At 67.8% G+C, this 15,203-nt stretch carries 18 protein-coding genes; 17 read left to right on the forward strand and 1 reads right to left on the reverse strand.

What is annotated here, in order from left to right; translation table 11 throughout:
• Positions 1–286 precede the first annotated feature (286 nt).
• The 8 genes from OG792_RS32835 (at position 287) to OG792_RS32870 (ending at position 8,472) form a co-directional block, all read left to right on the forward strand.
• Positions 287–2,476, forward strand: coding sequence for a phage tail protein (locus OG792_RS32835; protein WP_329105516.1), 2,190 nt, complete (start codon positions 287–289; stop codon positions 2,474–2,476).
• Positions 2,469–3,353 carry a hypothetical protein gene (locus OG792_RS32840; RefSeq protein ID WP_329105518.1) on the forward strand — a complete coding sequence of 295 codons (885 nt, stop codon included), beginning with the start codon at positions 2,469–2,471 and terminating at the stop codon, positions 3,351–3,353. The genes OG792_RS32835 and OG792_RS32840 overlap by 8 nt, the downstream gene beginning before the upstream one ends.
• A gap of 15 nt (positions 3,354–3,368) precedes the next feature.
• The gene (locus tag OG792_RS32845) at positions 3,369–4,349 is read left to right on the forward strand and encodes a hypothetical protein (RefSeq protein ID WP_329105520.1); all 981 of its coding nucleotides are present in this window, start codon (positions 3,369–3,371) and stop codon (positions 4,347–4,349) included.
• Positions 4,346–5,422: a hypothetical protein gene (locus tag OG792_RS32850; protein WP_329105522.1), complete on the forward strand. Its 1,077-nt coding sequence runs from the start codon at positions 4,346–4,348 to the stop codon at positions 5,420–5,422. The genes OG792_RS32845 and OG792_RS32850 overlap by 4 nt, the downstream gene beginning before the upstream one ends.
• A gap of 1 nt (position 5,423) precedes the next feature.
• Positions 5,424–6,842, forward strand: coding sequence for a hypothetical protein (locus OG792_RS32855; protein WP_329105524.1), 1,419 nt, complete (start codon positions 5,424–5,426; stop codon positions 6,840–6,842).
• Between the two features lie 92 nt (positions 6,843–6,934).
• Positions 6,935–7,879 (forward strand): peptidoglycan-binding domain-containing protein, encoded by a 945-nt coding sequence (locus tag OG792_RS32860; RefSeq protein ID WP_329105526.1) that lies wholly within the window; start codon positions 6,935–6,937, stop codon positions 7,877–7,879.
• 6 nt (positions 7,880–7,885) lie between these two features.
• Positions 7,886–8,131, forward strand: a complete 246-nt coding sequence (locus OG792_RS32865) for a hypothetical protein (protein ID WP_329105528.1) — start codon at positions 7,886–7,888, stop codon at positions 8,129–8,131.
• Positions 8,132–8,157: 26 nt separating this feature from the next.
• Positions 8,158–8,472: a hypothetical protein gene (locus tag OG792_RS32870; RefSeq protein WP_329105530.1), complete on the forward strand. Its 315-nt coding sequence runs from the start codon at positions 8,158–8,160 to the stop codon at positions 8,470–8,472.
• Between the two features lie 136 nt (positions 8,473–8,608).
• On the opposite strand, the gene OG792_RS32875 is transcribed toward OG792_RS32870, so the two are convergent.
• Positions 8,609–9,490 carry a hypothetical protein gene (locus OG792_RS32875; RefSeq protein ID WP_329105533.1) on the reverse strand — a complete coding sequence of 294 codons (882 nt, stop codon included), beginning with the start codon at positions 9,488–9,490 and terminating at the stop codon, positions 8,609–8,611.
• A 200-nt stretch (positions 9,491–9,690) separates the two neighbouring features.
• Between OG792_RS32875 and OG792_RS32880 the strand changes: the two genes are divergently transcribed.
• The 9 genes from OG792_RS32880 to OG792_RS32920 all read left to right on the forward strand — a co-directional run bounded on the left by OG792_RS32880 (position 9,691) and on the right by OG792_RS32920 (position 15,197).
• Entirely contained in the window at positions 9,691–10,026 is a 336-nt protein-coding gene (locus tag OG792_RS32880; protein ID WP_329105536.1) for a PadR family transcriptional regulator, read from the forward strand.
• A complete protein-coding gene (locus OG792_RS32885; protein ID WP_329105540.1) occupies positions 10,023–10,412 on the forward strand; it encodes a hypothetical protein in 390 nt (129 codons plus the stop codon). Before OG792_RS32880 ends, OG792_RS32885 begins: the two co-directional genes overlap by 4 nt.
• 86 nt (positions 10,413–10,498) lie before the next feature.
• The gene (locus tag OG792_RS32890; protein ID WP_329105542.1) at positions 10,499–10,855 is read left to right on the forward strand and encodes a hypothetical protein; all 357 of its coding nucleotides are present in this window, start codon (positions 10,499–10,501) and stop codon (positions 10,853–10,855) included.
• The gene (locus OG792_RS32895; RefSeq protein WP_329105544.1) at positions 10,855–11,406 is read left to right on the forward strand and encodes a deoxynucleotide monophosphate kinase family protein; all 552 of its coding nucleotides are present in this window, start codon (positions 10,855–10,857) and stop codon (positions 11,404–11,406) included. Before OG792_RS32890 ends, OG792_RS32895 begins: the two co-directional genes overlap by 1 nt.
• 193 nt (positions 11,407–11,599) lie before the next feature.
• A complete protein-coding gene (locus OG792_RS32900) occupies positions 11,600–12,229 on the forward strand; it encodes a hypothetical protein (protein WP_329105545.1) in 630 nt (209 codons plus the stop codon).
• 235 nt (positions 12,230–12,464) lie between these two features.
• Positions 12,465–13,283 (forward strand): hypothetical protein, encoded by an 819-nt coding sequence (locus OG792_RS32905; RefSeq protein ID WP_329105547.1) that lies wholly within the window; start codon positions 12,465–12,467, stop codon positions 13,281–13,283.
• Positions 13,280–13,657: a hypothetical protein gene (locus tag OG792_RS32910; protein ID WP_329105549.1), complete on the forward strand. Its 378-nt coding sequence runs from the start codon at positions 13,280–13,282 to the stop codon at positions 13,655–13,657. Before OG792_RS32905 ends, OG792_RS32910 begins: the two co-directional genes overlap by 4 nt.
• Before the next feature lie 136 nt (positions 13,658–13,793).
• The gene (locus OG792_RS32915) at positions 13,794–14,468 is read left to right on the forward strand and encodes a recombination directionality factor (RefSeq protein ID WP_329105551.1); all 675 of its coding nucleotides are present in this window, start codon (positions 13,794–13,796) and stop codon (positions 14,466–14,468) included.
• A gap of 279 nt (positions 14,469–14,747) precedes the next feature.
• Positions 14,748–15,197, forward strand: coding sequence for a hypothetical protein (locus OG792_RS32920; RefSeq protein ID WP_329105552.1), 450 nt, complete (start codon positions 14,748–14,750; stop codon positions 15,195–15,197).
• The last annotated feature ends 6 nt before the right edge of the window (positions 15,198–15,203 follow it).

The following is a 15,203-nucleotide window of genomic DNA, read 5'->3' on the forward strand; positions in this document are numbered from 1 at the left end:
TCCGGCTCGCGGATCTCTGGCGCGGCGAGCTGTCTTGGCGCGAGCTACACGCCTACGTCGCCCACCTCCCGCCAGCCTCGGCGTGCTGGGCGATTGAGCACGGCGTCCCCTTCGGCACCTCTCCTACCGATGTCCTGCTCGCCGACCTGTACGGCGCGCTGACCGGCGAGACGCACCCGCTACGGCCGAAGCCGAACCAGCAGGTCAGCGACGTCGCCGCGTCCGACACCTTCGCCCGCCTGAAGGCGCAGCGCGAACGCCTGAAGCGAGAAAGAGAGGCCACGTCGTGAGTACGCGCGTGGGCTGGGCGACCCTCCAAATCATTCCGTCCACGAAGGACTTCGGTAAGACCCTCGGCAAGGACGTGGATCCGCAGCTCGACGCGACCGGGAAGAAGTCCGGCGGGGCGTTCGGCGGGGCGTTGCTGGCAGGCGTCGGCAAGTTCGCCGGCCCGCTGGCGGCCGTCTTCGCGGGTGTCCAGGTCGGCGGCTTCCTGAAGGACGCGATCACGCAGGCGTCCGACCTCAGCGAGGCGGCGAACAAGCTCAATACGGTCTTCGGCACGGCGACCGGCTCGGTGATGGACTTCGCGAAGGCCGGAGCCTCGGGCCTCGGGCAGAGCAACCTAGCCGTCCAGAACGCCGCCGCGATGTTCGGCGTGTACGGCAAGGCCGCCGGGCTGGCCGGCGCAGCGAACGCCGATTTCTCGACGCAGCTCGTCCAGCTCTCGACCGACCTCGCGAGCTTCTACAACACCCACCCAACACAGGCCGTCGAGGCGATCACTGCCGGCCTGCGAGGCGAGTCCGAACCGTTGCGGGCGTACGGCGTGCTGCTCGACGACGCGACGCTTCGACAGGAAGCCCTACGCCTCGGGCTGATCAAGACCACGAAGAACGCCCTCACGCCGCAACAGCGCGTGCTAGCGGCTCAGGCCGCGATCATGCGACAGAGCACCGTCGCGCAAGGCGACTTCGCGAAGACGTCGAACGGCCTCGCCAACCAACAGCGGATCCTGACGGCGCAGTGGGAGAACGCGAAGGCGACGCTCGGGCAGGCGTTCCTACCCGCGATAACGGGCGTCGTCCAGGTCTTGAACAAGGGCTTCGCCCCGGCGATGAAGTCGCTCACCTCGGGGGCGAGCAAGCTCCCGACGATCGGCCGGGCGTTCTCGACGCTGTTCGACCCGGCCAACGATGACGCGGCGTACGGGTTCGGCGAGCTGCTGGACAACGCGTTCGGCAACACCTCGAAGTACGTCGACCCGCTGACCCGGCTCGGGACCGGCATCCTCCGGTTGAAGAGCTACTTCGCCTCGTTGACCCCGAGCCTGAAGGCCATCGGCGCGACCTTCGCCGACCTTGGCCGGTTCCTGGGTTCCTTCTTTCAGGCCGAGATCATGCCGGCCCTTCAGTGGCTCGGGGTGCAGGCGGCCCCGCTGCTCGGGCAGGCCGGCGCGGCGATCCGATCGATGATCGACGCGTTGGTCCCCGCGCTGGGCGTTCTCGGCCTCACATTGAAGACCGTCTTCGGATTCCTGGGTCCGCCGCTGGTCGAGGCCGTGAAATTCGTCTTCGGCGCGGTGATCGGCATCGTCTCGGGCTTCCTGACCGTCGTTCAGGGCGTCTGGCAGATCGTCAAGGGGATCTTTACCGGGGACTGGTCGCTCGTCTGGACCGGCGTACAGACGATCTTTGCGGGCGTCTGGCGGGCGATCGAGTCGACCTTGGTCGGCGCGGCCGAGGCCGTCCGCGCGCTCGCCGTGGGCCTGTTCGGCGGGCTGGTCTCGCTGATCGGCTCGAAGCTCGCCGAAGCGGGCCGGGCCGTCGGTAGCTGGGCCGGCTCGGTCGCATCGTGGTTCGCCGACCTCGGTCGGCGCGTCGGCGCGTCGGTGTCCGGCCTCGCCTCGTCCGTCGCGAGCGGCTTCACCTTGGCGATGTCGCGCGCTCGTTCCGCCGTGGTCAGCGGCGCGTCGTCCGTGGTGACCGGCTTCGATTCGTTGCGCGACAAGGCGATCGGGGCCGTGTCCGTTCTCGCCTCCCGGTTCGTCTCGATCGGCGCCGATGTCGTCTCGGGCTTCATCCGAGGTGTCCAGTCCAACGCCGGCCGCATCATCTCGGCAGTCCGCGCGGCGATTACGGACAAGCTGCCTTCGTTCGTGAAGGACGCCCTCGGCATCCACTCGCCGAGCCGGGTCTTCGCTGCCCTGGGCCGCAACGTGTCCGAGGGCATGGCGCTCGGCATCAACCAGCGGGCGGGGAAGGTCACGAAGGCTGTCTCGGCCCTGACGCAGATTCCGGACGCCGCGAGCGTCAACGTCGGCACCGTTCCGCGTAAGCCGGGCGACGACGAGGCCAGCTCGGGCGGGCCGCTGATCGGCTCGCTCACCATCTCGTCGACCGACTCGGTCCGCGACCAACTCGACGAGGTCAACTTCGCGCTTCGGCGCATTCGCCGAGGGGGCGTCTATGCGTGACGGTGAGTGGACGCTGTCCTACCCCGGCACCTCGATCACGTGGGGCACCGCGGCTTCGCCGATCGTGAATATGTCGGCTCCGGCGCTGGGCGACGCGGCGCTACGGGCCGACGACGACGATCGGCCCCGGTCCGATGGTCGGGGGTTCGGCGTCGACTTCCGGGGCGGTACGACGATCTCGTTCGACCTCGGGGTGTTCGGCCCCGACGAGGCCACCGCTCGGCGGACCGTCGCCGAATTGGCCCGCGCGTGGCGGGCCGACGCGGTCCGGACCGTACCGGGCGCCGTGGCCGAGCTGCGCGTCCGGTACGCCGGCCGCGAGCGAGTTACCTACGGGCGGCCACGCCGATTCGCGGTCATCGAGACCTACGCGGCAGATGGGATCTTCGCCGTCGTCGCGGACTTCGACACGGTCGATGACCTCTGGTACAGCCCCGAGGACAACTGGCGCACCGTGACGCTCGCCCCGCCGGCTGGCGGTGGGCTGACCGGCTTGCTCGCGTCCCCGCTGACCACGACCGGCAACTCTGACCGGTCGATCGGCGTCACGATCGGCGGCGAGCTGCCGGCCTGGTCGGTGCTGGAAGTCCACGGCCCCATCACGAACCCGGTCGTCGAGATCGTCGGACTCTGGCGCGTCGAGCTGAACACCACCATCGCCTACGACCGGACCGTGTGGGTCGACACCCGCCCGTGGCGGCGGCTGGTCGAGATCAACGGCGGCGGCTCACTGGCCGGCTCTCTGACGCGCGGGTCGGTCCGCCTGGGCGCCTCGGCCATCCCGCCCGGCCCGTACGAGCTGGCCCTTCGCGGCACCGACGAGACCGGTACCGCCTTCCTGCGCTTCGCGTGGCGCGAGACCTTCACCACCCCATAGGGAGCGTGTTTAAACATGGCCTGGGATTCCGTCCCCTGGTTCGTCGGCGGGGGCGCCGAACACAGCCCCGAGGTCGCCCGCCTGCTCGCGTACAGCGCACTGAACGGCAACGAAGGCGTTCTCGGCGTCGGGGACCTGAAGGTCCGGGCGCTGTCCGTGCCCGGTGCTGGCGTCCGGGTCATGCCCGGCGCCTGCTCGATCCTGAACCGGGCGACCGGTGGGGCGTTCCAGACGTACGCGGCCCGCCTGATCAGTGAGGACACCGTCCCCACCACGCCGACCGGATCGGGCGGCAACCGGTCGGATCTCGTTGTCGCCCGAATCGAAGACCCGACCATGCCCGGCGAGCCGTGGCAGGACCCGACGGACGCCAAGGTCGGCCCGTACGTGTTTACACGCGTCGTCCCGAACGTGCCGGCGAACACGCGGACCGTCGCTCAGCTCGGCCTCGGCTACTCCGCTATCGCGCTCGCCCGGATCGATTTCCCGCCCAGCACGGGCACCGCCACGGACGCGATGATCGTCGACCTGCGGAAGGTGGCGAACCCGCGCCGGGAACGGCGGGTCCTGATCTCGTCGCCGAGCACCGCCGACAACCTCACCGAAGCCGCGTACCGCGATTGGCCGACGGTGGCCGTGAAATCCGTCGAGGTGCCTGCCTGGGCAACACAGGTCCGCATCATCACGACGCTCTCGGGCGTCGTCGCGATCAACAACCGGGTAGACGGCATCATCCGCCACCGGTTCGGAGCCACGTTCGGGCAGGACACCCGCTACGACACGAACAGCGTCACGACCTTCGACGCCCTGGACAAGACCATGATGACGGCCGATGTCCTGAGCGTTCCCGCGTCGTACCGAGGAACCACGCAGGCCGTGGCCGTTCAGGGCGCGGCCACGTATCGCGGCCCGGCTGCCCCGTTCGACGGCACCCTTCAGGCGTACGACGCGACGACGATCGTCACGGACATCGAGTTCGTCGAGGTACCCGAGTGACCGTCTGGCGGTACATCGCACAGCGGGCACTCACCGGGGAGTTCGTGCACTGGGAAGTGCCGCTCGCCCGCGACGAGCTGACCTGGGCGCTGTCCGGGGCCGGCGCCCTGCGCGGCACCATCGCCCCGGACGTCGGCGCACTGCGCGCCCCGGACGGCCGGCTCGTCCTGGACGAGTGGGGAACCCTGCTCTATGCGGAAGCCGACGGGCAAATTCGCTGGGGCGGCATCGTCGTCCGGTCCGGCTTCAACGGCCCGGCGTGGGAGGTCGAGGCCGCCGGCTTCACGACCTACCCGCACGGCCTGCCGTACCTGGGCGACTGGGCATCGCCGAGCGTCGACCCGGCGGAAGCCTTCCGGCACATCTGGTCCCACGTCCAGGGCAGCCCGGACGGAAACCTCGGCGTCGTGGTGGACGGCACGGCCACGCCCGCTCGCCTCGGTACCACCGATGAGCCGTACGCGCTGAACTGGTGGGAGGCCCCCGACTGCGGCGGCGAGCTGGACACCCTCGCGCAGGAAGGCCGGTTCGACTACGCCGAGGAACACGCCTGGTCTGGGCCCTCAACGATCGCGCACCGTATACGGATCGGTTACCCGCGGATCGGCCGTCGGCGTGAGGACTTGGCGTTCGTCCAGGGCGACAACGTGACTTCGGTCGTGGCGGTCGACCGCGACGGCGGCGAGTACGCCAACGGGATTCACGGCCTGGGCGCGGGTGAGGGCCGGGCGGCCGTCGCGACCGATGTCGTCGAGCGGGACGGCCGGCTACGCCGCATCTCCGTGTACGCCGACAAGTCAGTCACCTCGAAGGACCGGCTGACGACGCTGGCCCGAGGCGAGCTGGCGATCCGCCGGAACGTCCTCGAAGTCGCCTCGGTCGACCTCATCAACCACCCGAACGCACCGATCGGGTCATGGCAGGTCGGCGACGACGTCCTGATTCAGGCCGAGCTTCCGTGGCTCGGCGAAGTCGCGCTCTGGGAGCGCATCACCGGGTGGTCACTGATCGGAGAAGACCGCGCCCGGCTTCTGCTGCGTCGGTCCGACGCATTCACCTACGGGGGTATCTGAGGTGACATCCGCTGACGCGCTCGCCCGCGAGCTGGCCGACCTACGCCGCCGGCTGACCGCGATCGAGCGCACCGCGCAGATGCCGCGATCAAGCATCGACGGCGGCGCACTGGTCGTCAACGACTCGGCCGGCGTCCCGGTAATCCGGGTCGGCCGACAGCCTGACGGCTCGTTCGCCGTGTCCGCCGAGGAACACGCCCGCATCATCGCGAACGCGGTCACGCCCGAGCTGGCCGAAGAGATATCGAAAGACCTCGCCATCGCGGACGGCGCCGTGACCGCAGCCAAGCTCGCGGCCGGCGCCGTGACGACGACGAAGATCGCCGACGACGCCGTGAGCACGCCGAAGATCGTCGCGGGTGCCGTCCAGACCGCGCAGCTCGCGGCCGACGCCGTAGCGGCCGGGAAGATCGCGGCCGACGCGATCACGGCCCGCGAGATCAAGGCACAGACCATCACGGGCATCACGCTCGCGGGTGGTGAGCTGATCGTCGCGGACACCGACGGAAGTTACGTGCACGTCTACGACGACCCGGCCAGCGGCGCAACGATCGACATGCGCCCGGCGGACGTAGACGACTCAGTCATTACCCCCGCAACAATCCGGACGGCGCTCGTCGACGAGGACGTGACCACGGTGATTCGCGGACCCAACATCAACGGCAACGGGTCCGCCGAAATCTTCATGGGGTCGGACGGCTACGGCGGCACGCTGGAGATCCGCAGCGGCTACTACTGGCTAACCTCCGACAACGGCTGTTCCTGGGTTCTCGGGGGTGACTGGGAACTTGCACGGCCCGAGGTCGACCCGGAAGACGGTCAGTTGTACTACATGATCTATTTCCAGGTCTGGAACGACGGGAGCGTCCACGCCTCGTCGTTCGAGGGCCGAACGGCCGGCTTCTGGGGCGACGAGGACGACCCGAGCAAGCCCAGTCTCAGCGTCGAGGGAACGTCCAGTTTTTATGGTGACATCGAGGTCTTCGGCTCGCTCGAAGTCGACGGCCCGATTACTTCTGGCGCTCATGCCGTCCTTACCCGCCCATCCGCGTTCACCGTGGCTAGCAACGGTTCCGGCAGCCCGATCCCCTGGGCTACCGCCGCGCGCAACGTCGGCGGCATGTGGTCGAGCGGGACCGACGTCGTAATCAGGCGGGCCGGTACCTACCTCGTCACCGCCGCCGGCTCGTTCGACGGAAACGCCACCGGGGTTCGTTCCATGGGCGTGCACCGCAACGGCGACAACATCGCCGAGTTCAAACGGCCCGCGAGCACCCCGGCGCAGAACGACCCGATGAACGTTGCGATCGAGATCGTGTGCGCCGAGAACGACGTCATCCAGCTTTGGGCCTTCCAGACCAGCGGCGCGAACCGAAACTTCAGCCTGTCGACCATGTCAGTCCGCCTCGTCGGCGCCTGATCTGGATGCGCTAAACGTTCGACGCACCGCCTCATTCCAAAAGGGCGCTCCCATTCCGGGGGCGCCCTTTCGTTTGCCCGAAAGGAACCACCGTGACGGTTGCCCCTCAAAACCTGAAGGACGCCCGAACCCTCATCCTCGAATCTCTGCCGGTCGACCCGGCGGCTGTCGGCATCGTCGGCGACGACGCGCACTCAGGCGGATATCACTGCGGCTCGGACCGGACTGTGAAGAACGACTACTCCGTGGTCGAGTCCTCGCGGGACAAGACGGGCCTGACGACCGCAGCGAGCGCGCTCGACGTCGGACAGTTCTTCAAGGGCGCCCACAACCTGCGGACGTTCTCGGCGTGGCTGGTAAACGAATGTGCAAAGGGGGCAGCCGACACCAAGGACATCCGCGAGGTCATCTACAGCCCCGACGGGCACAGCGTGAAGCGCTGGGACCGCGAGGGAAAGCGCACCTCGGGCGACGACTCCCACCTCTGGCACACGCACATCAGCTTTTACCGCGACGCCACAAAGGCTAACCGCGACGTGCGCCCCCTGTTCCGGCGCTACATCGCGTACGTCAACGGCACCCCCGCCCCGAAGCCCCCGGCGCCGACGCCCGCACCGACGAAGCTCGGTCAGCGGACCGTGAAGCAGGGCATGACCGGCGCCGACGTGAGCGAGCTCCAGACGAAGCTCAACGCAAAGGGCCCCCGGCTGACCGTGGATGGCAACTTCGGCCCGGCGACCCTGAACGCGGTCACAGCGTTTCAGCGGCTCTACTCGCTAAGCCCGGACGGCATCGTCGGCCCGAACACCGTCGCGGCGCTGCTGACCGGCCTCGGCGGTCGCGCACTGAAGCAGGGCGCGACCGGCTCCGACGTGCGTGAGCTTCAGCGCTTGCTCACCGCCCAGGGCTACAAGCTCGACCAGGACGGCGAGTTCGGTCCGAAGACCCTCGCGGCTGTGAAGGCGTTCCAGAAGAACCGGAAGCTCGCCGTTGACGGGCAGGCCGGACCGAAGACCATCGGCGCTCTCAGGAAGTAACCCCTCATGCCCCTCACTTCGCCCGACCCGTCGTCCGACCTTCCGCCGGAAGTCCAGGTTCAGATCTGGTTCGCCCGCCTGGAAGCAAAGCTCGACATCGCGCTGTCCCAGCACGCCGACCACGAAACCCGCCTCCGCGAGATCGAGCGGCGGCCGGTCGTGACACCTCGGGCGATGTGGGTGGGCCTCGCCGCTGTCGGCGGTCTAGTCGCGGCGGCACAGCCGTTCCTAGACCGCCTCTACGCCAACTGACCCCGCCCACCCGGAAGGACCCCGCCATGTCCCGTCAGCCCATCGTCACCCGCGCCGCCATCGTCTCGGGCGTCGGTACCGTCGTCGCCCTGCTCGCCCTCTTCGGGGTAGACGTTCCCGCCCCAATCAGTGCAGCGGTCGTCGGCGTGCTGGTGATCGTCGCCCCGTTCGCCGTGGCGCTCCTGGCCCGGCGCCACACCACGCCCATCTCCGACCCGCAGGACGCCAACGGCTCACCCCTGGTCCCGGCGGTATCCGCAGGTCAGGAAGCCGACGGCGGCGCTGGGGCGAACAGCTTCAGCCCTGAGGCGGACGCATACACCCCCGAGCACGCCGCCTGACGCGCCACCCGCCCCGCCCTCGGTCTCCACCGGGAGCGGGGCGTTTCGGCGTTTACACGCTCCGCTTATCAGCTGTAGCCCTCGGGCGGTCCGCCCCGCCCGCCCGAAATCCGCCCGGCGGCTGTGGCGGGAAGTGCTAGGGAGCCTGCCCGTCGCCCTGCTCGACACGGACGAGAGGCCGCCGCACCAGCACGCGCACAGCTTGCGCCGCCCCTTCCTGCGCCTCGTAGTTCTCGGGAGCGGGCCGGGTACCGGACGCTTGAAGCATCTCCAAGACCACGTTCGTCCCCACGGCCCCGGCCTCTCCAGGCGCCACCTCGTCTGTGGTCAGCCCTGCTTTCCGCGACGACAGTTCAGCGCGGTGCACCTGCCAGTCCATTACCATTTGCAGCCCTTGCTTCGCCACGTACAAGGCCGCTAAGGCATATCCGAATGGTTTTGTCTCACTGGCTAGCGTCGTGAGAACCACCTCTAGCGGGCTCGCCAGCTTGAGGCTGGCTACCCCAACTGGCACATCGGGTCGCGTCGCCTCGGCTCGGGCGAAGTGAAAAGTTGGCCCGGTCTGCGTAACCCAGACGGCCCCACTGTGGGTCACGGAGCTTTCAAACAAATCAACTTGCTGCACGGGCCGATGGCCGACGCCTTCCATACCGCCCGGCAGGCGACCGATTATCTGCTTCAGCAAATCACCACGCGTGGTCGAGCGCTCCGGCCCATCCTGGACATCCGGCCCGCCAAAATCAGCAACCCCACGGTACACGGTTGCGTCACGGCCTTGACCTCTGTCGGTGGGCCCATCGCTCTCACTCGCGCCCGGAACGTCTTCGCTAGCCTGCCTGCCCGCCGGCGCCGGACCACCACTAGCTTGCGCTCGGGTAAGCAAATACGCGTACCGGCATATGGCGTCCAGTGCAGCCAGATACTCGCTGACGACCGCGAGAGGCGGGGTGTCCCCAAGATCGGCCACGACCAGGAGTGTCGGCGCCTGAGTCGAGGTCTGGCCGAGCGTCTGCGTCATAGGGGCATTTAAACATGAGCGTATCGACGATCTGCGAGCACCGACGCCAGGCAGGAACCCGAGGTGAACCCTCACACCCCCGGAAACGCCGCCTGACGCATGTGGCCCTGCGACGGTCGGCCGAGCCCAGCCGAGATCCGACCGCCGGACGAGTAGATCAAAAGTGGACCGCCCTTATTTCACCTAGTACCGTTAGCATCGTGAGCGATGGACCTGTACGAATCACTCAGCCCCTACTTGTGGTTCTTGAGACACTCCTTGCTGCCGACGAGCACGAGCTACACGGCTGGGCGATCATGAAAGCCACCGGCCGAGCCGGACCCACCATCTACAAGATCTTGGAGCGCTTAGCCGAGGCCGAGTGGGTAACGTCCCGGTGGGAGGCCGAGGTCGAGCCAGGCAAGCCGCGTCGCCGCTACTACCGGCTCACCCCACACGGGGCCACGCGAGCGGAGGACATCCTGGCGCACCAGCGGTCGAAGCCCGTTGGCCGGTTCCGGCTGGCGTTCGGGGCCATCGACGGGTGCGAGGCATGACCCGGGAGATCGTTATCGGTGCAATCATCAGCCTGCTGATAACGGAGTTCACCGACATCTCACCGTGGGCCGCTCGGCGCTTGGCTCGGTGGGCTGCCTACCACTGGACGGCCGATGAGGAAATTGCAGCCGGGTACGCCGAAGAGTGGGCAGCGGTCATCGAGGCCCGACCAGGAAGGCTTCTCAAGTTGGCGACCGCCCTGTCGTTCACTTTCGGAGCGTTCGGACGGTGGGCGCCGCAACGTCTAGCGGCTTGGTCTCGATCTGTCGTGACCCTCTTTCTCCCTCATCTCCTTATGAATGTCCTCACCGGGCGTGACCGACGCAGGGTTCGTGCGATCGAGGAATTGCTCAAGACCAACCCACCCCGGAACCCAACGGAGTAGCAGACCGGGGACGAACGTTCCTGAACACCCTCGCACCCCTCGGCCCACTCCCTTCGTGTCCAGCAACCGACACAGGGAGCCGACCGGTGCCATCGATTGACAGCTACACGACCTGGAACGACCCACTCCTTCGCCGGCTCGCAACCGCCGCCCCCGCCACCCGCGAAGACGCCATCCGCCGGGCAGAGCTGATCCTTCGCACTGCCGGCGTGAAGGCCGACATCGTCCCGCGTCACCCGGCATGGAAGGCCGGGGATGTCGTGGTCGTCTACTACGGCCCGCAGCGCACCCCGTACACCTACGTTCGCGGCCGGGAGACCTGGCCCGCCGATGGCGACCGCCCGGCGAAGGCCGACGGCTTCATGAACGAGCAGTACGACCGTGACCGACTGAAGCCCGTCTTGCAGGCCGGGGGCGTGCCGTTCGAGCGGACCCGGCTCTGATGGCGCGTCCGATCCTGGGACTCGTCGGCCGGAAGCGCACCGGTAAGGACACGGTCGCGGCCCGGCTCGTCGAGGCTCACGGCTTCGTCCGGTACGCCTTCGCGGATGAGTTGCGGCGCGCGGCGCTGGCGCTCAATCCGATCATTGTTCCGGGTAACACCCCGTGGGGGTCGTACCGGCTGTCTGAGATTGTCACGGCCGACGGCTGGGAGAAGGCAAAGGAAGACCCCGAGGTCCGGCGGACGCTGCAAAATTACGGCGTGGCGATCCGCGAATTGGACCCGGATTTCTGGGTCCGTCTGGTCTTGCGCGAGGTGAACGACGATCCGCGCCCGGTCGTGATTACCGATGTCCGCTTCCCGAACGAGGCTCGGGCGGTCGAGGACGTCGGGGGCGTGCTCGCCCGCGTCGTTCGGCCCGGCCTCGACGAGTCCGATATCCACGCCAGCGAGACCGCTCTAACCGATTACCCGACGAAGTTCGATCTTCTGAACGACAGGGATGTCCCGGCGTTGCACAGGCACGCCGACGAGCTGGTAAACCTCTTGTAACTAAGGTCACCCTAAGTAGGCCCCTGGCATGGTCCGGCATACGCTGACCTTGCCAGGGGCCTTTCGGCGTTTGCCCAGGTCAGCGGCCCATCTGCACCTTTAAGGGCGATTTAAGGATCAAGGGATTACCGCTGAACGTTCAACGCAGCTAGGCTGGTCTGGGACACCCCGAGTGAAACGAGGGCGCCGAACCGTGGAACCCACCAGCGCCGAGGACGAGCAGGCCCGTACGAAGGACGAGCTTGGTGGAGCCCTCGTGCGCACGTTGAAACAGTTACGCCGCGTGACCGGCAAGGAAGGACGAACGCCGTTCTACCGTGAAATCGCCATACTTTCCGTTGATCTACGACCGCATTTTTTGGTGGAGGAGACCGGCCAGCCCGACTGGGCGGGCCGGACGTGGGCGTACCGCGAGTTCATCCGCAGCAAGTACAGCGACGCGGGCTACAGCAAGGATGAGGCGCGGCCGATTCAGACTGCCGTCCGTTACCACACCGCAACGGCCATTCGTGACCGAATCTCGGCCGAGCAGGTCGAGGACGCGGGACTTCAGTCCGACGACATCCTGAAGAGGGAGCGGGACCGGCGCAACGTGCGGAGCGCAATTCTCGCGACCGTGGCTGCCCCGGCAGACGATCTGAACGCCGACCCCGGTCGGTCGATGGCCGCCGCCCTGCTGATCCTTCAGCGGCTCGACCTGGCGCAGGTCGCCGCGCTGAACGGGTCCGCGAAGACGCAGGCACGAGCTGTGCTAGCGCGGCTCGCCGCAGTGGGCGATGCACTGAGCGCAGCGCTCGAAGCGCCGGATGACGAAACAGCTTGAAGTGCCGTCATTTCTGTATAGCTGCTTTAGAGACTTCTCCTCCTCCTCTTTAACCTGAATAGGGAAGTGACGGAAGTTCCGTCGTTCCGTCACTGTCGACCCTCTCACCGCGCCCGCTAGGCCCTCACTGGCCCGGCGGGCGTCTTACTGTCGGCACCTCCTGAACAGCACATACCCTGCTGGCCCACTCCTCCTGTGTCCATCTGGAACACAGGCCGAGAGGGGCCGGGTAGGTATGACCACACCCAAAATCAACACCATCTCGCGCGGCGGCTCGCGTTGGTACGTGAACCCCGAAAGCGGCGCGAAGGCACCGGGCGTGACGAGCGTTCTCGGGATGTTGCCGAAACCGTTCCTTCAGCACTGGGCCGCTAAGGTCGTAGCGACCTACGCCGTCGAGAACCTAGGAGACATCGTCGGCATCGCCCTACGGGGAGACCGGCAGGGCGCAATCGACTACCTGAAGGGAGCGCCCCGGCGGGACACCGCGCAGGCGGCAGAGACCGGCACGGCCGCTCACGACCTCTTCGAGACGATGGCAAAGGGCCTGCCTGTCGGCCGGGTGCACCCGGACTACAAGCCGTTCGTTGAACACTTTGACGCGTTCCTGGTGGAATTCCACCCCGAGATCGTGTTCACCGAAGAGACCGTGTGGTCCGAAGAGGTCGACTACGCCGGCTCGTTCGACGCCTACGCGGTGATTGACGGTGAGCGGCTGTGGTTGGACTGGAAGACGACCCGCAGCGGCGTGCACCCCGAGGTCGCGATCCAGTTGGCCGCGTACCGGCACGCGGACTACATCATCAGGCCAGACAAGACCCGCGTCCCGCTCCCCGGTGCTGACGGGGGCGCGGTGCTGCACGTCCGGCCCGAGGGCTGGTCGTTGGTCCCCGTTCGGTGCGACGCCGAGGTGTTCGAGGTCTTCAAGGTGTTGCGCGAGGTCTTCACCTGGGACCGCGAGACGAAGGACGGGGTAATTGGCGAGCCGGTCAACAAGGCGCCGACCGCCGAGCCGAAGCGGCGCACCCCGGCGCCCCGTCGGCGGACCGCGTGATCGAGCACGCCGACCGCGACGACGTCCTGTGGCTGGCGGGCCTGCTCGAAGGGGAAGGCGCGTTCGACTTGCACCGGGCGAGGTATCCGCGCGTCCGCGTGGCGATGACCGACCGGGACGTGATCGGCCGGGCCGCGACCCTCTTCGGCGTGTCCGTTCGGCTCACGCTCAAGCCGGCGCCGCAGCAGGCGATGTGGCATGCCGAGGCGTCCGGGCCGAAGGCTGAGGCGGTTATGCGGGCGATCCTGCCGCACATGGGTGCCCGGCGGTCGGCGCGCATCGCGACGATCCTCGGCCACGCCCCGAAGACGGCGAAGACGACCGTCTCGATCTCGCGTCCGCCGGGTCTCCCGAGCGCGCCGAAAGCCGCGTGAACAGGGCTTACGTCGCTGGCCCACTCACTACCTGACAGCTACCGCAGCGCGGGGCGTGGGCCTTCAACGCCGCCCAGCTTCCCAACGACCCGGCTTAGCAGGGCGCCCGCGCTTCACCCCTTGAAGGAGCCCGTACATGGGTTTGCGTATCTGGGAGACCGACCCCGAGGCCGAGCCGAAGCCCCGCCAGAAGTTCACAAGCGATATCGTCGGCCGGTTTCGCAGCGGCTACCAGGTCAACGGGCGCCCGGCAGCGCTCGAACAGTGGCGGGTCACGTCCGGCGATCCGGACGTAGCCGACACCATCCGGGCGATGTTCGGTGGCGATGCCGCGCAGACCTGGGACACGCAGGGCGAGGACAGCCTGGAAGTGTTCACCGAGGCCCCGCGTGTGAAGGTCGTTCTCGACGGCCCCTCGGCCATCCGGCAAGAGATGATCCTCTGGGGCCGCAACACGATGATTCGGCGCTGTGACGGCGTCGAGCAGACGATGGACGAGGACAAGGGCAAGCCGTGCGAGTGCCCCGCGTCCTACCAGGACCGCAAGGACGCGGCTAAGTCCGGCCGTGGCTGCGCGCCGAGCATCACGATCTACTTCACGCTCGCGGATGACCCCGACCTTGGACGCTTCCGCTTCAACTCTGGGTCATGGTCCCTCGTCCGCGACATCGTGACCGCCGAAGCGCAGCTCGCGGCGATCGACGGACCGGCCGAAGCGTGGCTCGGCCTCGAAGTCGTCGAGTACGAGGCGGGCGGCAAGAAGCGGCGCTTCACGAAGCCCGTCGTCGACGTCATCGGTGCCGTCAAGTAACTACCCCTGATGCGCTGAACGTTCAGCGCATAAACCGGCCCCGAGTTCGGCGAGACATCGAGTCCGCCGGCCTCGGGGCTTTCCACGTTTGGGGAGCACATTGGATATCTACCGAGTCGAGAACGGGCGGGCCGTGCCTGTAGCTGCGGCCGGCGAGCTGCGCGGGATGACCTCAGGGCACGTCATCGCGGTTGGCCCGGCGAAGCCCTCGGATTCCGGCACCTGGGCGGCGGTCCTCGGGCAAGCCCTCGTGAACGGCGTCACGGTGGAGCGTCGCCCGTGACGACGAACAAGGCGAAGGGCACTGCCTACGAGACGTTGTCTGTCCGTGCGCTGAACACCTTTGGTGTCGACGCCTACCGGGCCGCTCAGGCTGGCGCGAAGGACACCGGCGACCTTCACGGGCTGTCCCCGTGGATCGGCCAGAACAAGGCGTACAAGAGCTGGCAGGACGCGATCCGGATCGGCCTGGACGGCGCCGAGAAACAGCGTGTAAATGCCCACGAGTCCTACGGGGTGGCTCTCGTGAAGCGGGCCTACCGGTCGGTCGGCGAGTCCTACGCCGTCCAGACGTTCGCCACCTGGGCTCGGGTCCTGGTCCGCCTGCGGCGCGCGGAAGCCCTGCTCGCCGAGCTGGCGCCCGACGCCTACGCCGCCCACATGGCCGCCACCGCCGACGAGCTGGCCCGGCCGTTTCCGCGCGGCACCGAGAAAGCCGAGGACGCCTGAACACCT

This window comes from Micromonospora sp. NBC_01699, assembly GCF_036250065.1.
GTDB lineage: Bacteria > Actinomycetota > Actinomycetes > Mycobacteriales > Micromonosporaceae > Micromonospora_G.